This window comes from Pseudomonas sp. TMW22089, from assembly GCF_022496645.1.
GTDB classification, from domain to species: domain Bacteria; phylum Pseudomonadota; class Gammaproteobacteria; order Pseudomonadales; family Pseudomonadaceae; genus Aquipseudomonas; species Aquipseudomonas paraversuta.
In genome coordinates this window covers 55,772-79,846 of record NZ_SCFG01000010.1, presented here as the reverse complement: position 1 = coordinate 79,846, position 24,075 = coordinate 55,772, and the positions used below count along the sequence as shown (strand labels likewise).

Sequence of the window (24,075 nt, the reverse complement as noted above, 5' to 3'; positions counted from 1 at the left end):
CACCCCCGTTTCGAGCTCTGCAGGCGCCTTCGGCAGCCACTACAGGGAACGGATCGTATTAAAAAGTAGTCATTTGTCCATCAGGTCACTAGGGTTAGTCTTTTCCAGACTGCACCTGCAGATGGGCCACATCGACTTGCAAAGGAAACAGATCATGCGCCTCGCTGCCGCCCCCTTATTGCTTACCTTTTGCCTGAGTCCGCTGGTTCAGGCGGCCACCTTGAGTGTTTGCACCGAGGCCAGCCCCGAAGGGTTCGATGTGGTGCAGTACAACTCGCTCACGACCACCAATGCCTCGGCAGACGTGCTGATGAATCGTCTGGTGGATTTTGATGCCCGGGCTGCCAGGCTGGTGCCGAGTCTGGCGCAAAGCTGGTCAGTGTCCCCTGACGGTCTTGTGTACGACTTCAAATTACGCCCCGGGGTCAAGTTTCACAGCACGCCTTATTTCACCCCGAGCCGTGAACTGAATGCCGATGACGTGCGCTTCAGCTTCGAGCGCATGCTTGATCCGGACAATCCGTGGCACAAGGTGGCGCAAAGCGGTTTCCCCCATGCGCAGTCCTTGCAACTGCCGCAGCTGGTGAAAAAGATCGAAACCCCGGACCCGTTGACCGTGCGCTTTACCCTCAGCCATCCGGATTCAACGTTCCTGCCGGCGCTGAGTATGGGCTTTGCATCGATCTATTCGGCCGAATATGCCGACAAACTGCTCAAGGCCGGAACGCCGGAGCTGATGAACAGCCAGCCGATCGGTACCGGGCCTTTTGTGTTCTCGCGCTTCCAGAAAGACGCGGTGGTGCGTTACAAGGCCAACCCGGACTATTTCGCGGGCAAGCCGGCCATTGACGGGCTGATTTTTGCCATCACCCCGGACGCCAACGTGCGTCTGCAGAAATTGCGCCGCAATGAGTGCCAGATTGCCCTCTCGCCCAAACCGCTGGATGTGGATGCCGCCACCAAGGACCCGGCGTTGAGCGTTGCGCAAACCCCGGCCTTCATGACTGCTTTTGTGGCCATCAATAGTCAGCATCCGCCACTGGACAAGCCCCAGGTGCGGCAGGCGATCAATCTGGCCTTCGATAAAGACACTTACCTCAAGGCGGTGTTCGAGAACGGTGCACAGACCGCCAATGGCATCTATCCGGCCACGACCTGGAGCTATGCCAAAGATTTGCCGGGCTATGCCCATGATCCGCAAAAAGCCAAAGAGCTGCTGGCCAGTGCAGGCTTCAAGGACGGCTTTAAAACCACCATCTGGACCCGGCCGACCGGTAGCGTGCTGAACCCGAACCCAAGCCTTGGGGCGCAGTTGCTGCAGGCGGACCTGGGCAAGGTGGGCATCAAGGCGGACATCCGGGTGATTGAATGGGGCGAATTGATCCGTCGCGCCAAAGCGGGTGAGCACGACCTGTTGTTCATGGGCTGGGCCGGTGATAACGGCGACCCGGACAACTTCCTGACTCCGCAGTTTTCATGCGCCGCGGTGAAGTCCGGGACCAACTTTGCGCGTTATTGCGACAAGACCCTGGACAGCCTGATCAGTGAGGGCAAAACCCTCACCGACCAGGACAAGCGCAGCGCGCTGTATCAAAAGGCCCAGGCCCTGATTCAGCAGCAGGCGCTGTGGCTGCCGCTGGCACACCCAACGGCCTACGCGCTTACCCGTAAAGACGTACAGGGTTATCAGGTGAGTCCGTTCGGGCGTCAGGACTTTTCGACGGTCAGCATCAAGCCCTGAGTGTCACATCCAGCCATGTTCGACCATTGAGAGCGGCTCACCGTCGCCAACGATAAAGTGATCCAGAACCCGCACTTCGATCAGGTCCAGCGCATCGCTCAGGCGCTTGGTCAGGGTGCGGTCGGCCTGGCTGGGCTCGGTGACACCCGAGGGGTGGTTGTGGCAAAAAATCACCGCTGCGGCGTTATGTGCGAGGGCGCGCTTGACCACCTGGCGCGGGTACACGCTGGCACTGTCGATGGAGCCCCTGAACAGTACTTCAAAGGACAGCATCCGGTGTTTGGAGTCCATAAACAGGCAGCCAAACACTTCGTGGAGTTCGTGACGCAGTAACGACTTGAGATAGTCACGAACGGCCTGCGGGCTCTCTAGCGCCGAGTCCCGGCGCAGGCGCTCGGCCAGGTGCCGGCGGCTCATCTCCAGTACCGCCTGCAACTGGCTGAACTTGGCCAGCCCGAGCCCCAGCTGGCGACAGAACCCGGCGAGGTCGGCTTCGAGCAAGGCCCTCAGGCTGCCGAATTCAGCGAGTAAATGCCGTGCCAGGTCGACCGCGCTTTTGCCCGAGACCCCGGTGCGCAGGAAGATTGCCAGCAGTTCGGCGTCGGAAAGACTGGATGCTCCGTGTTCTAAAAGCTTCTCGCGCGGCCGCTCTGCTGCCGGCCAATCCCTGATGCTCATAACACCTCCATGTATGTGGGCGCCGCTGTTCCCTGGCAGGCGCTGTGTTATCTTAGCCCATCATTTTTGCGTGGCATTTGGCCATTTTCCGCGCAGTCATCATCGAACTAGAAGGCAGGCCTATGCAGCGGCTGTATCGAAAACGCATTGTTTTGGGCGTCGGCGGCGGCATCGCGGCTTACAAGAGTGCAGAGCTGGTTCGCCGTTTGCTGGATCAAGGCGCCGAAGTGCGGGTTGTCATGACCCGTGGCGGTAGCGAGTTCATCACTCCGCTGACCATGCAGGCCCTGTCCGGGCACCCGGTTCACCTGGACTTGCTGGACCCGGCGGCTGAAGCCGCGATGGGCCATATCGAGCTGGCCAAGTGGGCTGACCTGGTACTGATCGCGCCAGCCACGGCTGACCTGATCGCCCGTCTTGCCCAGGGCCTGGCCAATGATCTGCTGACCACCCTGGTGCTGGCCACTGACGCGACGGTCGCCATTGCGCCGGCGATGAATCAGGCCATGTGGCGTGATCCGGCCACCCAGGCCAACACCCGATTGCTTGAAACCCGCGGCCTGCGCGTGTTTGGTCCGGCTTCCGGAAGCCAGGCCTGCGGTGACGTGGGCTTTGGCCGCATGCTTGAGGCCGATGATCTGGTGCACTGCGCCGCCGAGTGTTTTCAGCGTCAGGTATTGACCGGCAAGCATGTACTGATTACGGCCGGCCCGACCCAGGAAAACATCGACCCGGTGCGCTATATCACCAACCACAGCTCCGGAAAAATGGGCTTTGCCCTGGCTGAAGCGGCGGTTGAGGCCGGTGCCCGGGTAACCTTGATTACCGGGCCGGTGCACTTGCCGACCCCGGACCGGGTGAGCCGGATCGATGTGGTCAGTGCCCGCGATATGCTCGCGGCCTGTGAAGCGGCGATCCCCTGTGACGTGTTTATTGCGTCCGCTGCAGTCGCGGATTACCGCCCGGAAGTCGTTGCCCCGCAGAAACTCAAGAAAGACCCTACCAAGGGTGACGGCCTGTTGCTGCAGATGGTGCGCAATCCAGACATTCTGGCCACCATCGCTTCGCGCCCTGACCGCCCTTTTAGTGTCGGCTTTGCCGCAGAGACCGAGCACTTGCTCGATTACGCCGCGCGCAAGCTCAAAGACAAAAACCTCGACCTGATTGTGGCCAACGATGTGGCTAACCCCAGCATCGGCTTCAACAGCGAAGAAAACGCCTGCAGCGTGATTGACCGTCAACTGCATGCCACTGTGTTTGCCCAGACCAGCAAGGGCAAAATTGCCCGCCAGCTGATCACTTTTATCGCCGAACGTCTGAACCAGGTTTAACTCGTATGCACGCTTTGCAAGCCAAAATCCTCGATCCACGCATTGGTAGCGAATTTCCGCTGCCGCAGTACGCCACGCCCGGCTCCGCCGGTCTTGATCTGCGCGCCATGCTTAAACAAGACACCGTTCTGGAACCGGGCCAGACCCTGTTGATCCCGACCGGTCTGTCGGTATACATCGGTGATCCGGGCCTGGCGGCGCTGATCCTGCCGCGCTCCGGCCTGGGTCATAAGCACGGCATCGTGCTGGGTAACCTGGTCGGCCTGATCGACTCCGATTATCAGGGCGAACTGATGGTTTCGTGCTGGAACCGTGGTCAAACCGCCTTCAACATCACCATCGGTGAGCGTATTGCTCAGCTGGTGCTGGTGCCGGTGGTGCAGGCGCACTTTGAGCTGGTCGAAGAATTCGACGAAAGCCAGCGTGGCGCTGGCGGCTTCGGTCATTCCGGCAGCCTCTGATCGTACTCAGGTCAGGCGCCCTGCCTGACCTGACTCGTTAGCGTGGTAATTCAGGATGAAGCTCGCGCCAATGCAGTCACTCTGTTTATTGCCAAAATCGATGGCAGCCTTGTGCCATACGCCCCGTAATGCCAACTGGCCTCACGAACTCTCGCGTCAAAACGCCGTCCAAAGCCACAGCTTATGCTCGACCGCTCCCCGTCAACCGGTGAATGCTCGCCGTAGGGCAAGGTCGACGTTCGTGTGCCTGGCAGTTTCAGTGCACACCCCGAATTCTCAGAAAATGGAGCATCCTTTTTAATGAGCAGCCAAGCTTCGGTCGCGCCGCAATTCCCTGACAGCATCTTCCGCGCCTATGACATTCGCGGTGTGGTGCCTGAAACCTTGACCGCTGAAACTGCCTACTGGATTGGCCGTGCCATTGGCGCCGAAAGCCTGGCCCAGGGTGAGCCCCATGTATCGGTGGGGCGTGACGGGCGGTTGTCGGGTCCGGAACTGGTGGAGCGTTTGATTCAGGGTGTGGCCGACAGCGGTTGCCATGTCAGCGATGTAGGCCTGGTACCGACGCCGGCGCTGTATTACGCGGCCAGCGTGCTGAGGGGCAAGTCGGGGGTGATGCTCACGGGCAGCCATAACCCGTCCAACTACAACGGCTTCAAGATCGTGATCGCTGGCGACACCCTGGCCAACGAGCAAATACAGGCGCTGCATACCCGCCTCAAGAGCAATGATCTGACTTGGGGGGAAGGCAGCATCACCCGGGTTGAGATTTTGCCGCGCTACTTCGATGAAATTACCGGGGACATCAAGCTGGCCCGGCGTCTTAAAGTGGTGGTCGACTGTGGTAACGGTGCGGCAGGCGTGATTGCCCCGCAACTGATCGAAGCCCTGAATTGCGAAGTGATCCCGTTGTTCTGCGAGGTGGACGGTAATTTCCCCAACCACCACCCGGACCCGGGCAAGCCCGAGAATCTGCTGGACCTGATCGCCAAGGTTAAAGAAACCAATGCCGACCTTGGCCTGGCCTTTGATGGCGACGGCGACCGTGTCGGTGTCGTGACCAATACCGGCACCATGGTGTTCCCGGATCGCTTGCTGATGCTGTTCGCTCAGGATGTGCTGGTGCGCAACCCGGCTGCCGAGATCATTTTTGATGTGAAATGCAGCCGTCGTCTGGCGCCCTGGATCGAAGAATGTGGCGGTCGGCCACTTATGTGGAAGACCGGTCATTCGTTAATCAAAAAGAAGATGAAGGAAACCAGTGCCTTGCTGGCCGGAGAAATGAGCGGGCATATCTTTTTCAAAGAGCGCTGGTTCGGTTTTGATGACGGTATTTACAGTGCTGCGCGCCTGCTGGAGATCCTCAGCAAGCGCCAGGCGACAGCCGAAGAGCTGTTTGAGACCTTCCCCAACGATATTTCTACGCCAGAGATCAATATCGATGTGACGGATGAGAGCAAATTCAGCATCATTGACGCCCTGCACGATGCCCAATGGGGTGAAGCCGCCGAGCTGACCACCATTGATGGTGTTAGGGTCGACTATCCACACGGCTGGGGCCTGGTTCGCGCCTCCAACACCACTCCGGTGCTGGTGCTGCGATTCGAGGCAGAGACCGAGGCCGAACTGCAACGTATCAAGGATGTCTTTCACGCCCAATTGAAGCGTGTGGCGCCTGATCTCCAACTACCGTTTTGATCGATTTGTTCTACCGGAGCCCTGAATGACCCTCGAACGTGATGCCGCCTCCAACGTCGCCAAGGTTTTGTCCGAAGCGCTGCCCTATATTCGCCGTTACGTCGGTAAGACGCTGGTGATCAAGTACGGCGGCAACGCTATGGAAAACGATGAGCTGAAAACCGGGTTTGCCCGCGACATCGTGTTGATGAAGGCCGTGGGTATCAATCCGGTCGTGGTCCATGGTGGCGGTCCGCAAATCGGTGATTTGCTCAAGCGCCTGTCCATCGAGAGCCATTTCATCGACGGTATGCGGGTCACAGACTCGCAAACCATGGATGTGGTTGAAATGGTGCTCGGCGGCCATGTGAACAAAGAGATCGTCAACCTGATCAACCGCCATGGCGGTAGCGCCATAGGCCTGACCGGTAAAGACGCCACGCTGATCCGGGCCAAGAAAATGGTGGTTACCCGCCAGACACCGGAAATGACCAGCCCGGAAATCATCGATTTCGGGCATGTGGGCGAAGTGGTCGGGATCAACACGGACCTGCTGAACATGCTGACCAAGGGTGATTTCATCCCGGTAATTGCGCCGATTGGCGTGGGTGAAAACGGCGAGTCCTACAACATCAACGCGGATCTGGTGGCGGGTAAGGTCGCCGAAGCGCTGAAAGCTGAAAAGCTTATGTTGCTGACCAATATCGCGGGCCTGATGGACAAGCAGGGCAAGGTGCTGACCGGGCTGACCACTGCCCAGGTGGATGACCTGATTGCCGATGGCACCATCTACGGTGGCATGCTGCCCAAGATCCGCTGCGCGCTGGAAGCCGTGCAAGGTGGCGTGACCACTGCGCACATCGTCGACGGTCGTGTACCGAACGCGGTGCTGCTGGAAATCTTCACCGATACCGGTGTCGGTACCCTGATTACCAACAGCAAGACGGTTTAAGCAAAACCAGAAAAGCCCCGTCCGGCGATTGCCGGGCGGGGCTTTTTTTTGGCTGTGCGGACTAGATCCCGTACTGCGCCCGATAGGCTTCAACGGCTGGCAGGTATTGCTTGAGCGTTTCGTCTTCGGCCAGGTACTGCAGCACCTGGTTCAAGGAAACGATGCTGACCACAGGAATACCAAAGTCACGCTCGACTTCCTGAATGGCTGACAGCTCGCCATTGCCACGCTCCTGACGGTTCAGGGCAATCAGCACGCCTGCGGCTTTGGCGCCCTGGGCCTGGATGATCTGCATGACTTCACGGATGGCGGTGCCGGCGGTGATCACGTCGTCGATGATCAGGATATTGCCTTCGAGCGGCGAGCCGACCAGGCTGCCACCTTCGCCGTGGGCTTTGGCTTCTTTGCGGTTGAAGCACCATGGCAGGTCGCGGTCATGGTGTTCTGCCAGGGCCACTGCGGTGGTTGCCGCCAGTGGAATGCCTTTGTAGGCCGGGCCAAACAGGACGTCGAAGGAGATACCGCTGTCAACGATGGCGGCAGCGTAGAAACGCCCCAGTTGAGCCAGTGCGGAGCCGGTGTTGAACAGGCCGGCATTGAAGAAGTAAGGACTGGTGCGCCCGGACTTCAGGGTGAACTCACCGAAGCGCAAAACGCCGCGATCGATGGCAAAACGGATGAAGTCGCGCTGATACGCTTGCATGTAAAGGCCCCAGATGCCACGGATTTAGCTAATTGGTTAGACGGCGTGTATCATACACGCACGTGATTTTTGGGGCCATTTATGCGGATCATCAGTGTGAACGTCAATGGTATTCAGACGGCAGTCGAGCGCGGTTTGCTCAGTTGGCTGCAAGCTCAGAATGCCGACGTTATCTGCCTGCAGGACACCCGCGCCTCCGCCTTTGAACTGGACGATCCAGCCTACCAGCTGGATGGCTACTTTCTTTATGCCTGCGAAGCTGAAGTCCCTGCCCAAGGCGGTGTGGCTTTGTATTCGCGCTTGCAACCGAAAGCAGTCATCACTGGGCTTGGCTTCGAGACGGCCGATCGCTACGGGCGCTACCTGCAAGCCGATTTCGATAAGGTCAGCATCGCGACCTTGCTGCTCCCTTCGGGGCAGAACGGCGATGAAGACTTGAATCAAAAATTCAAGCTAATGGACGACTTTGCACGCTATCTGGATAAGCAGCGTCGCAAGCGTCGTGAGTACATCTACTGCGGCTCGCTGTATGTGGCGCAGCAGAAACTCGACATTAAAAACTGGCGTGACAGCCAGCAATCTCCTGGTTTCCTGGCGCCTGAGCGGGCCTGGATGGACGAGATTGTCGGCAATATGGGCTATGTCGATGCCCTGCGTGAAGTTAGTCGTGAAGGCGATCAGTACAGCTGGTGGCCGGATAACGAACAGGCCGAGATGCTTAATCTGGGCTGGCGTTTCGACTACCAGTTGTTGACACCGGGTCTGCGCCGCTTCGTACGAAGCGCTCGCCTGCCGCGTCAGCCACGCTTCTCGCAACATGCGCCATTGATCGTGGACTACGACTGGACACTGACTATCTAGGTGTTTTTTCGAAGCCACAAAAAAGCCGACATCGCTGTCGGCTTTTTTGTGGGTGCTGGTTTACTTGATCGGGCGCCAGGTGAAGGGGTAGCGGTATACCACTCCGTCATTGGCCTTGACGCCGGCAATCACCACCAGCACCACTGCGCCGATCAGGACCAGGCCGAGCAGGGCGAAACCGATCAGAACAAACATCAGCACGTAGCAAATGGCCGAAGCAATCGCCACGGTGATCTGAAAGTTCAGGGCTTCCTTGCCCTGGTCATCGATGAACGGATCGCTTTCACGCTTTACCTGCCACAGGATCAGCGGGCCGATCAGGCTGCCAAACGGAAACCACATCCCGAGGAACGCCGAAAAGTGACAAAACATGGCCCATTTACGAGCATCGCGGCTCGGCTCGGGTTTTGAAAGGTCCAGCTCGCTCATGGCGTTCTCCAGATGGTTACAGACGGCTTCGGCATACAGCTCGGCGATGTTAGTCGGCCAGTGCAGCTTGTTGCAGGGCGAAAATTTCGGTCATGCCCTTTTGCGCCAGTGCCAGCATGGCGTTCAGCTCTTCAGGCTGGAATGGCGCGCCTTCGGCAGTGCCCTGAACTTCGATGAAGCCACCGGTGCTGGTCATTACGACGTTCAGGTCGGTTTCGGCTGCCGAATCTTCAGGATAGTCGAGGTCGAGCACTGGCTCGCCCTGATACATGCCCACCGAGACCGCTGCAATCATCTGCTTGAGAGGGTCGCCGCCCTTGAGGCCGCCACGTTTCTTGATCAGCTTCAAAGCGTCGACCAGGGCAACCATGGCGCCGGTGATCGAGGCCGTGCGAGTGCCGCCGTCGGCCTGGATCACGTCGCAGTCGACGTACAGGGTGATGTCGCCCAGCTTGGACATGTCCAGTGCGGCGCGTAGCGAGCGGCCGATCAGGCGCTGGATTTCCAGGGTACGTCCGCCTTGCTTGCCGCGGCTGGCTTCACGCTGGTTGCGGTCGCCGGTGGCGCGGGGCAGCATGCCGTATTCGGCAGTCAGCCAGCCCTGGCCCTGGCCTTTAAGGAAGCGTGGCACGCCGTTTTCGACGCTGACGGTGCAGATGACTTTGGTGTCACCGAACTCGACCAGTACAGAACCCTCTGCGTGTTTGGTGTAGTTGCGGGTGATGCGGATCGGACGGAGCTGATCGGCAACGCGACCACTTGGACGTTTCATGTGGGATACCTGTACGGGACGGAAAACTGCCGAGCATTATAAAGGCCATGGCCCGACAGGACACGCCTAATAATTGCATGCCCGGCTCGCCGCCCCCTTGGGAGCGCCATGACACCGGGTACTTTTACGACAGACGTCATTTGGGGCCGTCCCCTGCACTGCGTTACAATCCTTCGCCTCAATGGCCGTCAGGCTAAATTCATCGAATCGCGAGGTACCTCCATGGTGCATAGCATGACCGCCTTTGCCCGCGTCGAAAGTGCCGGCACTCAGGGCACCCTGAGCTGGGAGCTGCGCTCGGTCAATAGCCGCTACCTGGAGCCGCACCTGCGCCTGCCCGAGTCTTTGCGTGACCTCGAAGGTGCGGTGCGTGAAGCGCTGCGTCAGGGGATCTCACGTGGCAAGCTGGAATGCACGCTGCGTTTCACCGAAGAAACCACGGGTAAGCCGCTGCAGGTTGACCGTGAGCGTGCGGCGCAACTGGTGGCCGCCGCCGAATCCATCGCCAGCCTGATCAAGCAGCCGGCTGCGCTGGATCCGCTGAAAGTGCTGGCCTGGCCAGGCGTATTGGTGGCGGATGCAAGCGACCCTCAAGCCCTGAACAATCAGGCGCTGGTGCTGTTCAAGCAGGCGCTGCAGGAACTGAAAAACGGCCGCGAGCGCGAAGGCGCCGAACTGGCGCGCCTGATCAGCGAGCGACTGACCGCGATCGAGGCTGATGTCGAGACTTTGCGTGAACTCGTGCCACAGATGCTGGCCACCCAGCGGCAAAAGGTGCTCGATCGCTTTGCTGACATGAAGGCCGAGCTTGATCCCCAGCGCCTTGAGCAAGAAATGGTCCTGCTGGCGCAAAAAAGCGACGTCGCCGAAGAGCTTGACCGCCTGAGTACCCACATCCTTGAGGTGCGGCGCGTGCTCAAGTCCGGTGGAGCCGCCGGCCGGCGCCTCGACTTCCTGATGCAAGAACTCAACCGGGAGGCCAACACCCTCGGTTCCAAGGCATTCGATCCGCGCAGTACCCAGGCGGCGGTCAACCTCAAGGTGTTGATCGAGCAGATGCGCGAACAAGTACAGAATATTGAGTAAGGCTCTCCCTGACATGACCCATAGCACCGGCACCCTTTATATCGTTTCTGCCCCTTCGGGCGCAGGCAAGACCAGTCTGGTCAAGGCATTGATCGACCTCGAACCGCAGATTCGCGTCTCGGTTTCGCACACCACCCGCGCCATGCGCCCGGGTGAGGTCAACGGCGTGAACTATCATTTCGTCGAGCGCGAAGAGTTCGTGAAAATGATCGAACACGGTGATTTCCTGGAGCGCGCCGAGGTGTTCGGCAACCTTTACGGTACTTCGCAGAGCCATTTGCAGCAGACCCTGGATGAAGGTCACGACCTGATTCTGGAAATCGACTGGCAAGGCGCCGAGCAGGTTCGCCAGCTGATGCCGCAGGCGCGTTCGATCTTCATCCTGCCGCCGAGCCAGCAAGCCTTGCGTGAGCGTCTGGACAATCGCGGGCAGGACAGCGACGAAATCATTGACGGGCGCATGCGTGAAGCCGTGAGTGAAATGAGCCACTACGTCGACTATGACTACCTGATCATCAATGATGATTTTGCGCTGGCACTGGAGGACCTGAAGGCAATTTTTCACGCCAATCGCCTCCAGCAAAAACGTCAGCAGCAGCGTTTTGGCAAATTACTGGCTGAATTGCTGGGTTAAAGGGCTCTTCCCAAAACCCCTGTAAGGGCTTTACATTGGCGCTTACAGCGGGTTTCGGGGGGCGCTTGAAAAATCAGCGCTTCCCTAATGGCTGGTGATTTTTTAAACTGTTGAGTCCGCTCGCCCATCCGGGCAGCGCGCATATTGCATTTGCTACGAGGAAGACCATGGCCCGCGTAACCGTTGAAGACTGTCTAGAACACGTGGATAACCGCTTTGAGCTGGTCATGCTCTCTACCAAGCGTGCCCGTCAACTGGCCACCGGCGGTAAAGAGCCTTTGGTTGAGTGGGAAAATGACAAGCCTACCGTTGTTGCCTTGCGTGAAATCGCTGCAGGCCTGATGAGCTACGAGTTTATCGCCAACGCTGAAATCGTCGAAGACGAACCGCTGTTCGCAGCGTTCGAGGACGAGTCCAACGAGGCGAACTAAGCCTATGCCCGGTCGACGTAGCACGGCGAAGGGTAAAAAGTTTTGGCAGGAGGTTTCCTCTTGCCGAGCATAGACGCCCTCGCCGATCGCTTGTCGACTTACCTCAGTGCGGACCAGGTCAATCTGGTCCGACGAGCGTACTTCTACGCCGAACAAGCCCACGACGGCCAACGCCGACGTAGCGGCGAGCCTTATGTCACGCATCCGCTGGCAGTGGCGAACATTCTTGCCGACATGCATATGGACCATCAAAGCCTGATGGCTGCCATGCTGCATGACGTGATCGAAGACACCGGTATTGCCAAGGAAGCGCTTGTCGCGCAGTTCGGCGAAACCGTGGCCGAACTGGTCGATGGCGTCAGCAAGCTGACCCAGATGAACTTCGAGACCAAGGCCGAAGCCCAGGCTGAAAACTTCCAGAAAATGGCCATGGCCATGGCGCGGGATATTCGCGTGATTCTGGTCAAGCTGGCTGACCGTCTGCACAACATGCGTACCCTCGAAGTGCTGTCCGGCGAAAAACGCCGGCGGATTGCCAAGGAAACCCTGGAAATCTACGCGCCCATTGCCAACCGGCTGGGCATGCACAGCATTCGTATCGAATTCGAAGATCTCGGTTTCAAGGCGATGTACCCGATGCGCTCCGCGCGCATCTATCAGGCGGTCAAGCGCGCCCGGGGCAATCGCAAGGAAATCGTCAACAAAATTGAAGAGTCGCTCAGCCACTGTTTAGCCGTAGACGGCATTCAGGGCGAAGTCAGCGGCCGTCAAAAGCATATTTACGGCATTTATAAAAAAATGCGCGGCAAGCGCCGGGCCTTCAACGAGATCATGGACGTTTACGCGTTCCGGATCATCGTCGACAAGGTCGACACCTGCTACCGGGTTCTGGGTGCTGTACATAATTTGTACAAACCACTGCCGGGACGGTTTAAAGACTACATCGCGATTCCCAAAGCCAACGGCTATCAGTCGCTGCATACCACGCTGTTTGGCATGCATGGCGTACCGATCGAAATTCAGATCCGTACCCGTGAAATGGAAGAAATGGCCAACAACGGTATTGCCGCCCACTGGTTGTACAAGTCCAGTGGCGACGAGCAGCACACGGGGACCCATGCCCGGGCGCGGCAATGGGTCAAGGGCGTGCTGGAGATGCAGCAGCGCGCCGGCAACTCCCTCGAATTTATCGAAAGCGTGAAGATCGACCTGTTTCCGGACGAGGTCTACGTGTTCACGCCCAAAGGCCGGATCATGGAGCTGCCCAAAGGCTCCACCGCAGTCGATTTTGCCTACGCGGTGCACACCGACGTCGGCAACAGCTGTATTGCATGCCGTATCAACCGGCGTCTCGCACCGCTGTCCGAGCCGCTGCAAAGTGGTTCCACGGTCGAGATCGTCAGCGCCCCCGGTGCCCGCCCCAACCCGGCGTGGCTCAACTTTGTGGTTACCGGCAAGGCGCGTACGCATATCCGTCACGCCCTGAAATTGCAGCGCCGTTCCGAGTCCGTGAACCTTGGCGAACGCTTGCTGAACAAGGTGCTCAACGGCTTCAACAGCGCGCTGGACAAGATCCCGGCCGAGCGCATTCAGGCCATGCTTCAGGAGTATCGTCTGGAGCAGGTCGAAGACCTGCTGGAAGACATCGGCCTGGGCAATCGCATGGCTTACGTCGTTGCCCGGCGTCTGATGGGTGAAGGCGAACAGCTGCCGAGCCCGGAAGGTCCACTGGCGATTCGCGGTACCGAAGGTCTGGTACTCAGTTATGCCAAATGTTGTACGCCGATCCCGGGAGACCCGATCGTGGGTCACCTGTCCGCGGGCAAAGGCATGGTTGTGCACCTGGATAACTGCCGCAATATCAGTGAAATTCGACACAACCCCGAAAAATGTGTCCAGCTTTCGTGGGCCAAGGATGTCACCGGTGAATTCAACGTCGAGTTGCGTGTCGAACTGGAGCACCAGCGTGGCCTGATTGCGCTGCTTGCAAGCAGCGTCAACGCAGCCGACGGCAACATCGAAAAAATCAGCATGGACGAACGCGATGGTCGTATCAGCGTTGTCCAACTGGTGGTCAGCGTGCACGACCGTGTGCATCTGGCCCGCGTGATCAAAAAACTGCGCGCCCTTAACGGGGTTATCCGCATCACTCGTATGCGTGCGTAGCCATCTAATTACAAGGAGTCACCCATGACCAAGACTGTAATCACCAGCGATAAGGCACCTGCTGCTATCGGTACTTACTCTCAGGCGATCAAAGCTGGCAATACTGTCTACATGTCCGGTCAGATCCCGCTGGACCCAAAAACCATGGAACTGGTTGAAGGTTTTGAAGCCCAGACCATTCAGGTATTCGAAAACCTGAAATCCGTGGCTGAAGCAGCAGGCGGTTCGTTCAAGGACATCGTCAAACTGAATATTTTCCTGACTGACCTCAGCCACTTCGCCAAGGTCAACGAAATCATGGGCAAATACTTCGAACAGCCATACCCGGCTCGTGCCGCTATCGGCGTTGCGGCCCTGCCAAAGGGTTCTCAGGTTGAGATGGACGCTATTCTGGTCATTGAGTAACACCCCTCGGCGCAGCGCCTTCATGCTGCGCCAACCCCCCGCTTGCCCCGCTTTAAAAGGATTCCGCCATGCGCAAAGCGCTCGCTTTCTCGCTGCTCACCATTTTCCTGGGTGGCTGTGCCAGCGGCCCCGCCCATCGCGATATCAGTGGCGTCTGGATCAACCAGGCCGCGATCAATGAAGCTGCCAAAGGCGGCAATTTGCGTGAAGCCCTGCTGGCCAACGGGCCAAATCTTGAATGGCAAATTGATTCCAGACAGGCCAAAGCCAACTACACCAATGGTTTTGAGTGGGTTGAAGGCAAGCTGATGCCTGAAAAAAAAGGGGTTTGGCAGGTCAATATTTATGGCAGCGCGGCCACCGACTTGAGCCTCAATGGCGACGAGCTGGTACAGGCTGCGGGTGAGTCAGATCCGCAACAATCCTTTGTTCGTTCCCCCATCAACCTGACAAGCGACGCGCCTTTGGGCACCAATTTCGAGCACGCGCTCAAGACTGCCTATCTGGGCGGTCAGTGGCGTGTGGTCAGCGGTAAAGGGCAAGGCAATCAAGTGACCTTTTTTGCCGATGGCCGGATTACCGGTTTACCTGAAGCCAATGCTTACGCCCTGTGCCTGGCGGGCGACTGCGCATCAATGAGCGGCGAGTACGACAGTCTCTGGCTGGAACAGGACGAGACAGGTGCGGCGCACATTTTTGTGCGCAATGGTCGCCAGCTGGAGATCTTCCAGGCGCTGGATTCTGCCAAGCCTGACGAAATGCCCCAGCTATACCCGGGCAAGCGTGAATGGGTACTGGAAAAGCAGCTTTAAGCCTGACCTGCTGCAAGAGCTTGCTGGCGATGGTATCGCCGGCAAGCTCTCTCCCGCAGAGAGAGTCAATCCGCTAGCATCGCGCTGTAGCCTTCGCGATAACTCGGATAGCGCGGTTCCCAGCCCAGGGCCTTGGCCCGTGCGTTGCTGCAGCGTTTGCTGCCGGCCCGGCGCACGCTGGCTTCGGCAGCCCATTCGGTAATACCCAGACGTTCACGCAGCCAGCCCACGACTTCAGCCAAAGGTACCGGCGCGTTATCCACGCCGATATAGCAATCCTCCAGGGTTTTGCCCTGCAGGTCGGCCTGGAGCAGGAATGCCAGAAGGCCGCCTGCGTCATCGGCATGGATGCGGTTGCCATACAGCGGCGGATCGACTGCCACGCGATAGCCCTGGCGCACTTGCCCCAACATCCATTCGCGACCGGGTCCGTAAATCCCGGTGAGGCGCACCACGCTGGCAGCAATACCGCTGTTCAATGCGATCTGCTCGGCTTCACGCATGATTCGCCCCGAGTAGCTTGTGGCTTCGGCAGGCGAGGTTTCATCGACCCATTCGCCTTCCGTCTGGCTATACACCCCGCTGCTGGAGACAAACAGCAAGCGCTTTGGCTGCTGGCCTTTTTGCTTGAGCCAGCCCAGCGTGTGCTTCAAACCTTCTATATAAGCGGCCTGATAGCCGGCCTCGTCGTGGTCGGTGGCGGCGGCGCTGTACACCAGATAGTCAATGTTGCCTTCAGGCCATTGCCCGGGGCACTGGTCGCTGAACAGGTCCCCCGCCACGCCTGTGACGCCTGCAGGTAACCGCTCAATGGAGCGTCGCAGCCCATAGACCTGCCAGTTATTGGCCGGCAGTTGAGCCGCCAGACGACTTCCGACATCACCGCATCCGGCGATCAGAACCGAGGCTTTGGGCATCTCAAAACTCCTAATTTAAAGTTACAAAAGTACATGTTCAGGCACGACCAAGGTCGTGACTTTTGAAAAAAACAGATGCTATTGCTTTTGTTAACAAGAATTACTTGCAATAATAACTCATCATTTGCCCCGGGTCTCAAGACGCGTTGCAGGGCATAACCTTCTTACTTTTCTCAGGTCCGGCTAGCATGACACGCAATCATTCCACCGCTTCGCCAACCCAGTTTTTGAGTCCGGCACGCCTCTGGCGCGGGCTTGCTGCGCTGATGTTCAGCCTTTTGCTGGCCCCGGGCGCAGTCTTTGCCGATGAGCCCGCGGCTCCGGCTGCTCCGGCTGCGCAACCGGCTATTGAGGCTGCGGCCCCAGTTGCTGCGCCGGGTGCAACCGACCCTGTGCTGGCTGAAGGCGCTGTTGCCCCGGCCGATGACGCTCCGCAAGTTCTTGAAGAAGACAACACGCTGGGCATGGCCCATGACCTGTCTCCTTGGGGCATGTACAAAAACGCGGACATCATCGTCAAGATCGTTATGATCGGCCTGGCTATCGCCTCGATCATCACCTGGACCATCTGGATTGCCAAAGGCTTTGAAGTCCTGGGCGCCAAGCGTCGTCTGCGGGTTGAAATCGCCAACCTGAAAAAAGCCCGCACCCTCAAGGAAGCCAGCGAATCTGCAACCAAAGAAGGCACGCTGGCGCACCTGCTGGTGCAGGACGCACTGGAAGAAATGCGCCTGTCGGCCAATAGCCGCGAAAAAGAAGGCATCAAGGAGCGCGTCAGCTTCCGCCTTGAGCGTCTGGTTGCCGCCTGTGGCCGCAACATGAGCAGCGGCACCGGCATCCTCGCCACCATCGGTTCCACCGCACCGTTCGTCGGTCTGTTCGGTACCGTTTGGGGGATCATGAACAGCTTCATCGGTATCGCCAAAACCCAGACCACCAACCTGGCCGTTGTGGCACCGGGTATTGCCGAGGCCCTGCTGGCCACTGCACTGGGCCTGGTTGCTGCGATCCCTGCGGTAGTGATTTACAACGTCTTCGCCCGCTCTATCACTGGCTACAAGGCTCAAGTGGCAGACGCATCGGCAGAAGTGTTGCTGTTGGTTAGCCGTGACCTCGATCACCTGCCGCCCGAGCGCAGCTCGCAACCGCACATGGTGAAAGTGGGGTAATCGGCCATGGGCCTGCATTTAAAAGAAGGCGATGACGATCTCGCCGAGAACCATGAAATCAACGTCACGCCTTTTATTGACGTGATGCTGGTACTGCTGATCATCTTCATGGTGGCAGCACCGCTGGCCACTGTGGATATCAAGGTTGACCTGCCAGCTTCCACCGCCAAACCGGCGCCTCGTCCCGAGAAGCCGGTGTTCCTCAGCGTCAAGGCTGACCAGCGCCTGTACCTGGGTGAAGAGCCGGTCAGTGTTGAAGCCCTGGGTGCGACCCTGGATGCCAGGACTCACAACAAGAAAGACACGACGATCTTCTTCCAGGCCGATAAAGGCGTGGACTACGGTGACTTGATGGGCGTGATGGATGCATTGCGCGCAGCCGGTTACTTGAAGGTGGGTCTGGTCGGACTAGAGACGGCAGCCAAGAAATGACCATAGCGCGCCAAAAGATGACGCGTTACGCAATCAGCCTGGTCGCGGTGTTGGCTATCCATGCAGTGGCAGTCATTCTTGCCATGCAATGGTCCAGCCCGCGGGCCGTCGAACTTCCACCGCAAGCGATGATGGTTGATCTGGCACCGCTGCCAGCACCGCCACCGCCTGCGCCGCCGAAAGTGGTGACACCGCCACAGCCGCCGGCCCCTGTGGAAGAGCTGCCGATACCCAAGCTGGCCGAAGCGCCCAAGCCGAAAATAGCTGTCCCGAAACCGGTCAAGCCCAAGCAGAAGCCACAACCGCCCAAGCCTGTGGAAAAAACCGAGCCGGTTAAAGAGAAGCCTTCAGAAGAGAAACCTAGCGACGCCACACCGACCAAGGCGCCGAGCGAGAAGTCTGCCGCCCCGGCTCCTAGCCCGTCGGCACAACAACTGGCGGCTAAAGCCAGTTGGGAAGGCACATTGCTGGCTCACCTGGGCAAGTACAAGAAGTACCCGGCTTCTGCTCAGTCGCGAGGCAAGGAAGGTCTGAACCGGCTGCGCTTCGTGGTAGACGGTGAAGGCAAGGTGTTGTCCTATGAGTTGGTAGGTCGTTCAGGCAATGCGGATCTGGACCGGGCCACCCTGGAAATGATTCGCCGGGCACAGCCGTTGCCCAAGCCGCCGGCCGAAATGCTGACCAATGGCACCATCGAGATCGTGGCACCCTTCGTTTATTCCATCGATAAACGTCGGCGATAAAGCCTCGGCCCGGATAAAAGTCCTGTAGGCGCTGGCTTGCCAGCGCTGGCAACAGTGCAGTCGCCCGCAACACAGGGGCGGCTGCATCGCTGCTAAACCAGTTTGTACAGTATTAAACCTCCCTTGCATTGATTAGCGACTGTAGCTCCGGGGCTAATGTCTGATAACGTGCGTCTATCGATTGCAGCCGCTATGCTTGGCTCGCAGCCACAGGGACGCCCGCTATGACGCTTACAGAATTACGCTACATCGTTACGCTCGCCCAAGAACAACACTTCGGCCACGCGGCTGAACGTTGCCACGTCAGCCAGCCGACCTTGTCGGTGGGTGTGAAAAAACTGGAAGACGAACTCGGTGTGCTGATTTTCGAGCGCAGCAAAAGTGCCGTGCGCCTTACCCCGGTGGGCGAAGGTATCGTTGCCCAGGCGCAAAAGGTACTGGAGCAGGCCCAGGGCATTCGTGAACTGGCCCAGGCCGGCAAGAACCAGCTGACCGCTCCGCTCAAGGTAGGCGCCATTTACACCGTAGGCCCGTACCTGTTTCCGCACCTGATTCCGCAGCTGCACCGGGTCGCCCCGCAAATGCCGTTGTACATCGAAGAAAACTTCACCCATGTACTGCGGGACAAGCTGCGCAACGGCGAACTGGACGCGATTATCATCGCTCTGCCCTTCAATGAAGCCGATGTGCTGACTTTGCCGCTCTACGACGAGCCGTTCTACGTGTTGATGCCGAGCGAGCATCCATGGACGCAGAAAGAGACTATCGATGCCAGTCTGCTCAACGACAAGAGCCTGCTCTTGCTGGGCGAAGGACACTGCTTCCGCGACCAGGTGCTTGAAGCCTGTCCGACCCTGGCCAAAGGCAAGGACGGCTCGCAGCACACCACGGTCGAGTCCAGCTCGCTGGAAACCATTCGGCACATGGTTGCTTCAGGGCTGGGCATTTCGATCCTGCCATTGTCGGCTGTCGACAGTCACCACTATGCCCCGGGCATATTGGCTGTGCGTCCGCTGACTCCGCCGGTACCTTTTCGTACAGTCGCCATCGCCTGGCGTGCCAGCTTTCCGCGGCCCAAGGCGATTGAAATCCTCGCCGACTCGATCCGCCTGTGTTCGGTGGCCAAGCCGCCTGCCGCGAAGTAAGCCTGCCGATGACCGAGTTGTCGAAAGTGGCGGTCACCGCGCTCAAGGGCGTAGGCGAGGCCATGGCAGAAAAATTGGCCAAGGTGGGCCTGGAAAACCTGCAGGATGTGCTCTTCCATTTACCGTTGCGCTATCAGGACCGGACTCGCGTGGTACCCATCGGCGCCCTGCGCCCCGGTCAGGATGCGGTGGTCGAAGGCCGGGTGATCGGCGCTGATGTGGTCATGGGCAAGCGTCGCAGCTTGCTGGTAAGGATCAATGATGGCACCGGGGGCCTGAGCCTGCGGTTCTACCATTTCAGCAATGCACAAAAAGAAAGTCTCAAGCGTGGCACCGAAGTGCGCTGCTATGGCGAGGCCCGCCCCGGCGCATCGGGGCTGGAGATCTACCATCCGGAATACCGTGCCATCACCGGCGATGAGCCGCCTCCGGTCGATACCACGCTGACACCGATTTATCCTACAACCGAAGGTCTGACCCAGCAGCGTCTGCGTCAGCTCAGCCAGCAAAGCCTCGCCCTGCTCGGCCCGCGCAGCTTGCCTGACTGGCTGCCGGCGGAGTTGGCCAAGGAGCACCAGCTTGCCCCGCTGGATCAAGCCATTCGCTATCTGCATCAGCCCCCGGCCGACGCCGATGTCGAAGAGCTCGCGTTGGGCCATCACTGGGCGCAACACCGCCTGGCGTTTGAGGAACTGCTGACCCATCAACTCTCGCAGCAGCGATTGCGCGAGAGCCTGCGCTCCCAGCAGGCGCCCGCTTTGCCCAAAGCCGAAAAACTGCCCGCGCAGTTTCTGGCCAACCTGGGGTTCCCGCCCACCGGTGCCCAGGTGCGAGTCGGCAACGAAGTGGCCTACGACCTCAGTCAGCCTGAACCCATGCTGCGCCTGATTCAGGGCGATGTGGGGGCAGGCAAGACAGTGGTCGCTGCGATGGCCGCCTTGCAGGCGCTGGAAGCCGGCTACCAGGTGGCGCTGATGGCGCCGACGGAAATCCTCGCCGAGCAGCACTACATCAACTTCAAGCGCTGGCTGGAGCCGCTGGGTCTTGAAGTTGCATGGCTGGCCGGCAAGCTCAAAGGCAAGGCCCGGGCCAGTGCGATGGAGCAAATTGCCAATGGCGCGCCCATGGTCGTTGGCACCCATGCCTTGTTTCAGGATCAGGTGCAGTTCAAGAACCTGGCTCTGGTGATCATCGATGAGCAACACCGGTTTGGCGTCCAGCAACGTCTGGCCCTGCGCAACAAAGGGGTGGGCGGTGTGATGTGTCCGCACCAGTTGATCATGACGGCCACGCCGATTCCGCGGACGCTGGCCATGAGCGCATACGCCGACCTCGACACTTCGATTCTCGATGAGCTGCCACCCGGGCGAACCCCGGTCAATACCGTGCTGGTGGTCGACACGCGGCGCATCGAAGTGATCGAGCGGGTACGTGCAGCCTGTGCCGAAGGCCGCCAGGCCTACTGGGTATGCACCCTGATTGAAGAGTCTGAAGAGATGACCTGTCAGGCCGCCGAGACCACCTTTGAAGACCTCTCCAGTGCCTTGGGCGAGTTGCGCGTGGGCCTGATTCACGGGCGCATGAAGGCTGCAGAAAAGGCCGCAGTCATGGCGCAGTTCAAGGCTGGCGAATTGCAGTTGCTGGTCGCCACCACGGTAATCGAAGTAGGCGTTGACGTGCCCAATGCCAGTTTGATGATCATCGAAAACCCCGAGCGTCTGGGCCTGTCCCAGCTTCACCAGTTGCGTGGCCGGGTAGGCCGGGGCAGCGCCGCCAGTCATTGCGTGCTGCTGTACCACCCGCCGCTGTCGCAAATCGGGCGCCAGCGTCTGGGCATCATGCGTGAGACCAACGATGGTTTTGTGATCGCCGAAAAAGACCTCGAGCTGCGCGGTCCCGGCGAAATGCTCGGCACCCGGCAAACCGGCCTGCTGCAATTCAAAGTGGCTGACCTGATGCGTGATGCCGACCTGTTACCCGCCGTGCGCGACGCCGCCCTGACCCTGATTGAACGCTGGCCGAGCCATGTCAGTCCACTGCTGGACCGCTGGCTCAGGCATGGCCAGCAATATGGCCAGGTATGAAATTTCGTTCAGTAATCAGATTTGCGGCCGATCAAGTGACGCTTACCAAATTTGAGTTGCAGGAATCGAATGCAGATCTTCACTGAAGTCGTCGGCGCTCCAGCCTTTTCAAGCACACCGCCGGTCATCCGGCGGCTGCTTGCTGATCTGGGCATTACCTGTCGAGAAGTCCGCGACCACCCCGGGCTCAACCCGGGCTGCAAGGTCCAGGCTGTGTTGCTCGAGGACTCGGTGGGCGTGCTGATGGTGCTGTTCGCGCAGAGCCACTTGCTCGACCTCAATCGTCTGGCTGATTTAACCGGCCGGCGCATGACGGCTATCGCACCTGAGCGGCTTGAGCAGATGCTCGGCAGACACAACCTGAGCCTGTTGCCGGGCGTGCCGGCACTCATCGGCTCGCCATGTCTGTATGAAGAGCAATTGCTGCAGCAGCCTCTGTTGCTGGTCGGCGGGGGGGAGCCCGGTTTGTGGCTGGAGATGACCCGGGAAGACTTCAAGCTTCTGCTGAGCAATGCCAGCGGCGGTCGTTTTGGCGAGTCCGTGAGTGCCATCACGCTTAACCCTGATCATGCCGACGATGATGGCGCGGCGATCTGCCGGGCGGTCCAGGCATTCACCGCGCGACGAATCCAGCAACGGCTGGAAGACACCATCGAGTTGCCGCCCCTGGCCGAGAGCGTGCGCAAAATCATGCGGTTGCGGGTCGACCCGAACGTGACCATTGATGAAATTACCAGTGTTGTCGAAACCGACCCGGCGCTGGCGGCACAGGTCATGAGCTGGGCATCGTCGTCGTACTACGCCTCACAAAGTAAAATCCGTTCGGTTGAAGACGCCATCATGCGGGTGCTGGGGGTCGATCTGGTGATCAACCTTGCGCTGAGTCTGGCGCTGGGAAAAAGCCTGGGTGTGCCCAAGGATCATCCGCAATCAAGCGTCCCCTACTGGCAGCAGTCGATCTACACGGCAGCGGTCATCGAAGGGCTGACCCGGGCCATGCCCCGGGCCCAGCGTCCGGAAGTCGGCCTCACCTACCTGGCCGGGCTGTTGCACAACTTCGGCTATTTGCTCCTGGCCCATGTGTTTCCGCCGCACTTCTCATTGATTTGCCGTCACCTTGAAGTCAACCCGCACGTCAGCCATGGCGTCATCGAACAGCATTTGCTGGGCATCAGCCGCGAGCAAATGGGCGCCTGGGTGATGCGGTACTGGGGCATGCCGCCAGAATTGGCGACGGCGTTGCGTTTTCAACACGATCCGCACTTCAGTGGCGCTGATGCACACTTCCCGAACCTGGTCTGCGTGGCACTGGGGTTGTTGCGTAGCCGGGCAATCGGCACCGGATCCTGTGCGCCACTTCCCGACGCCGTGTTCGAACGACTGGGCGTCCCCCGCGAAAAGGCTGAAGACGTTGTCAGCAAAGTGTTGGAGGCGGAGGTGCTGTTTCGCGAAATGGCAGCGCAATTTGGCCGGGCTTAGCCCGCCGTTACCTGTAGGAGCGAGCTCTTCCAAGCGTAAACAGCTCGCGAGGTAAGCTCGCTCCTACGGTTGAAGTATCAGGCCTTGGGCTTTTTGCGCGGTTTGAGGTACTTGGTCAGGCCCTGGAACCAGATGACCAGCGCCGGGTTGCCTTTGATCTGAATCGATTTGTCCTGAATCCCGGTCATGAATGCCAGCTGCTTGTTCTTCGCCTGCAGCGTGGCGAAGCCGTAGGCTGCATCTTTAAAGCTGATGGAAAATGCAGGTTCGGGGTACGTGCCCGAATGGCTGGTGATGCGCTGATCTTTGACTTTGAAGTGACGGGCCACTGTGCCATCGAGGGTTTGCAGCTGGAAAACCAGGTCCTTATCGACCAGTTGCTGCTGAAAAGCAGGGTTTTTACGGCTGGCTTTGCCCATCAAAAAGCCCAGCATCCAGAGCAGAAAACGAAATTTCATGTACGCGGCCTCGGGGAAAAATTAAATAGCCGGCGCAGTGTAACGATTTGAACGAGGAACGCCATATATCTGCATGGATTGGCGTAGATGGTGGGGGTTTTGCCACTTATGGCCGCACGATTGAGTGGGAAGATATCAAGAATGGGCCGCTAGCCGAGCCAGCTTGCCCATTCTTCAAGGCCGTTACGAGCAGCGGCCACTCAGTGCTTTATGGATTGACGCTGTCTTTCAGGAACTTGCCCGGCTTGAAAGCGACGGTGTTGCTGGCCTTGATTTTTACCGGCTCACCGGTTTGCGGGTTCTGTCCGGTGCGAGCGCCACGATGGCGCTGAATAAAGGTGCCGAAACCGACCAGCGTCACGCTGTCTTTGCGATGCAGGGCCTGGGTGATTTCTTCAAGCACTGCGTTGAGTACGCGGTTGGCTTGCTCTTTGGTGAGGTCAGCCTTTTCGGCGATAGCGTTGGCGAGATCTGGTTTACGCATGATGAAGCCTCTTTGACGGTTTTTT

At 58.9% G+C, this 24,075-nt stretch carries 24 protein-coding genes and 1 pseudogene; 18 read left to right on the top strand and 7 right to left on the bottom strand.

What is annotated here, in order from left to right; translation table 11 throughout:
- Positions 1-154: 154 nt before the first annotated feature.
- Positions 155-1,741, top strand: coding sequence for an ABC transporter substrate-binding protein (locus tag EQV90_RS12105; protein WP_010656756.1), 1,587 nt, complete (start codon positions 155-157; stop codon positions 1,739-1,741).
- A 3-nt stretch (positions 1,742-1,744) separates the two neighbouring features.
- Here the strand turns inward: EQV90_RS12105 and radC are convergent, their stop codons facing one another.
- Positions 1,745-2,419 (bottom strand): DNA repair protein RadC, encoded by a 675-nt coding sequence (radC, locus tag EQV90_RS12100; RefSeq protein WP_240878143.1) that lies wholly within the window; start codon positions 2,417-2,419, stop codon positions 1,745-1,747.
- A gap of 122 nt (positions 2,420-2,541) precedes the next feature.
- Here radC and coaBC point away from each other — a divergent pair, with 122 nt between their 5' ends.
- The 4 genes and pseudogenes from coaBC to argB all read left to right on the top strand — a co-directional run bounded on the left by coaBC (position 2,542) and on the right by argB (position 6,840).
- Positions 2,542-3,750: a bifunctional phosphopantothenoylcysteine decarboxylase/phosphopantothenate--cysteine ligase CoaBC gene (gene coaBC, locus EQV90_RS12095; protein ID WP_003437818.1), complete on the top strand. Its 1,209-nt coding sequence runs from the start codon at positions 2,542-2,544 to the stop codon at positions 3,748-3,750.
- A gap of 5 nt (positions 3,751-3,755) precedes the next feature.
- Positions 3,756-4,211, top strand: coding sequence for a dUTP diphosphatase (dut, locus tag EQV90_RS12090; protein WP_003437816.1), 456 nt, complete (start codon positions 3,756-3,758; stop codon positions 4,209-4,211).
- Between the two features lie 291 nt (positions 4,212-4,502).
- Positions 4,503-5,909 (top strand): annotated as a pseudogene (locus tag EQV90_RS12085) (phosphomannomutase/phosphoglucomutase); the annotation flags it as partial.
- A 25-nt stretch (positions 5,910-5,934) separates the two neighbouring features.
- Positions 5,935-6,840, top strand: coding sequence for an acetylglutamate kinase (gene argB / locus EQV90_RS12080; protein WP_003437812.1), 906 nt, complete (start codon positions 5,935-5,937; stop codon positions 6,838-6,840).
- A gap of 61 nt (positions 6,841-6,901) precedes the next feature.
- On the opposite strand, the gene pyrE is transcribed toward argB, so the two are convergent.
- Positions 6,902-7,543 (bottom strand): orotate phosphoribosyltransferase, encoded by a 642-nt coding sequence (pyrE, locus tag EQV90_RS12075; protein ID WP_003437809.1) that lies wholly within the window; start codon positions 7,541-7,543, stop codon positions 6,902-6,904.
- 81 nt (positions 7,544-7,624) lie between these two features.
- Here pyrE and EQV90_RS12070 point away from each other — a divergent pair, with 81 nt between their 5' ends.
- Positions 7,625-8,404, top strand: coding sequence for an exodeoxyribonuclease III (locus EQV90_RS12070; RefSeq protein ID WP_003437806.1), 780 nt, complete (start codon positions 7,625-7,627; stop codon positions 8,402-8,404).
- Positions 8,405-8,464: 60 nt separating this feature from the next.
- On the opposite strand, the gene EQV90_RS12065 is transcribed toward EQV90_RS12070, so the two are convergent.
- Both EQV90_RS12065 and rph read right to left on the bottom strand, forming a co-directional pair.
- Positions 8,465-8,833, bottom strand: coding sequence for a DUF4870 domain-containing protein (locus EQV90_RS12065; protein WP_003437794.1), 369 nt, complete (start codon positions 8,831-8,833; stop codon positions 8,465-8,467).
- Between the two features lie 49 nt (positions 8,834-8,882).
- On the bottom strand, positions 8,883-9,605 hold the full coding sequence (rph, locus tag EQV90_RS12060) for a ribonuclease PH (protein ID WP_003437790.1): 723 nt from the start codon (positions 9,603-9,605) through the stop codon (positions 8,883-8,885).
- Positions 9,606-9,827: 222 nt separating this feature from the next.
- Between rph and EQV90_RS12055 the strand changes: the two genes are divergently transcribed.
- The 6 genes from EQV90_RS12055 to EQV90_RS12030 all read left to right on the top strand — a co-directional run bounded on the left by EQV90_RS12055 (position 9,828) and on the right by EQV90_RS12030 (position 15,139).
- Complete coding sequence (locus tag EQV90_RS12055) at positions 9,828-10,691, top strand: YicC/YloC family endoribonuclease (RefSeq protein WP_003437788.1); 864 nt, start codon at positions 9,828-9,830, stop codon at positions 10,689-10,691.
- A 13-nt stretch (positions 10,692-10,704) separates the two neighbouring features.
- A complete protein-coding gene (gmk, locus tag EQV90_RS12050; RefSeq protein WP_003437785.1) occupies positions 10,705-11,325 on the top strand; it encodes a guanylate kinase in 621 nt (206 codons plus the stop codon).
- 167 nt (positions 11,326-11,492) lie between these two features.
- A complete protein-coding gene (gene rpoZ, locus EQV90_RS12045; protein ID WP_003437783.1) occupies positions 11,493-11,756 on the top strand; it encodes a DNA-directed RNA polymerase subunit omega in 264 nt (87 codons plus the stop codon).
- Positions 11,757-11,816: 60 nt separating this feature from the next.
- Complete coding sequence (gene spoT / locus EQV90_RS12040; protein ID WP_003437781.1) at positions 11,817-13,922, top strand: bifunctional GTP diphosphokinase/guanosine-3',5'-bis pyrophosphate 3'-pyrophosphohydrolase; 2,106 nt, start codon at positions 11,817-11,819, stop codon at positions 13,920-13,922.
- A gap of 24 nt (positions 13,923-13,946) precedes the next feature.
- Positions 13,947-14,327 carry a RidA family protein gene (locus tag EQV90_RS12035; RefSeq protein WP_003437778.1) on the top strand — a complete coding sequence of 127 codons (381 nt, stop codon included), beginning with the start codon at positions 13,947-13,949 and terminating at the stop codon, positions 14,325-14,327.
- A 68-nt stretch (positions 14,328-14,395) separates the two neighbouring features.
- Positions 14,396-15,139, top strand: coding sequence for a hypothetical protein (locus EQV90_RS12030; protein ID WP_240878141.1), 744 nt, complete (start codon positions 14,396-14,398; stop codon positions 15,137-15,139).
- Between the two features lie 65 nt (positions 15,140-15,204).
- Here the strand turns inward: EQV90_RS12030 and EQV90_RS12025 are convergent, their stop codons facing one another.
- A complete protein-coding gene (locus tag EQV90_RS12025) occupies positions 15,205-16,056 on the bottom strand; it encodes an SDR family oxidoreductase (RefSeq protein ID WP_240878140.1) in 852 nt (283 codons plus the stop codon).
- A gap of 188 nt (positions 16,057-16,244) precedes the next feature.
- Here EQV90_RS12025 and exbB point away from each other — a divergent pair, with 188 nt between their 5' ends.
- From exbB to EQV90_RS11995, 6 genes are all read left to right on the top strand, one after another.
- Positions 16,245-17,225 carry a tonB-system energizer ExbB gene (gene exbB, locus EQV90_RS12020; protein ID WP_003437770.1) on the top strand — a complete coding sequence of 327 codons (981 nt, stop codon included), beginning with the start codon at positions 16,245-16,247 and terminating at the stop codon, positions 17,223-17,225.
- Positions 17,226-17,231: 6 nt separating this feature from the next.
- Positions 17,232-17,657 (top strand): TonB system transport protein ExbD, encoded by a 426-nt coding sequence (gene exbD / locus EQV90_RS12015; protein WP_003437768.1) that lies wholly within the window; start codon positions 17,232-17,234, stop codon positions 17,655-17,657.
- Complete coding sequence (locus EQV90_RS12010; RefSeq protein WP_160626494.1) at positions 17,654-18,400, top strand: energy transducer TonB; 747 nt, start codon at positions 17,654-17,656, stop codon at positions 18,398-18,400. The genes exbD and EQV90_RS12010 overlap by 4 nt, the downstream gene beginning before the upstream one ends.
- 224 nt (positions 18,401-18,624) lie before the next feature.
- Positions 18,625-19,545 carry a hydrogen peroxide-inducible genes activator gene (locus EQV90_RS12005; protein ID WP_003437762.1) on the top strand — a complete coding sequence of 307 codons (921 nt, stop codon included), beginning with the start codon at positions 18,625-18,627 and terminating at the stop codon, positions 19,543-19,545.
- 8 nt (positions 19,546-19,553) lie between these two features.
- On the top strand, positions 19,554-21,629 hold the full coding sequence (gene recG / locus EQV90_RS12000; protein ID WP_003437759.1) for an ATP-dependent DNA helicase RecG: 2,076 nt from the start codon (positions 19,554-19,556) through the stop codon (positions 21,627-21,629).
- A 69-nt stretch (positions 21,630-21,698) separates the two neighbouring features.
- Positions 21,699-23,108, top strand: a complete 1,410-nt coding sequence (locus EQV90_RS11995; RefSeq protein ID WP_240878139.1) for an HDOD domain-containing protein — start codon at positions 21,699-21,701, stop codon at positions 23,106-23,108.
- Positions 23,109-23,185: 77 nt separating this feature from the next.
- On the opposite strand, the gene EQV90_RS11990 is transcribed toward EQV90_RS11995, so the two are convergent.
- Entirely contained in the window at positions 23,186-23,566 is a 381-nt protein-coding gene (locus EQV90_RS11990) for a helicase (RefSeq protein ID WP_240878138.1), read from the bottom strand.
- A gap of 208 nt (positions 23,567-23,774) precedes the next feature.
- Complete coding sequence (locus EQV90_RS11985) at positions 23,775-24,050, bottom strand: HU family DNA-binding protein (RefSeq protein ID WP_003437750.1); 276 nt, start codon at positions 24,048-24,050, stop codon at positions 23,775-23,777.
- Between the last annotated feature and the right edge of the window lie 25 nt (positions 24,051-24,075).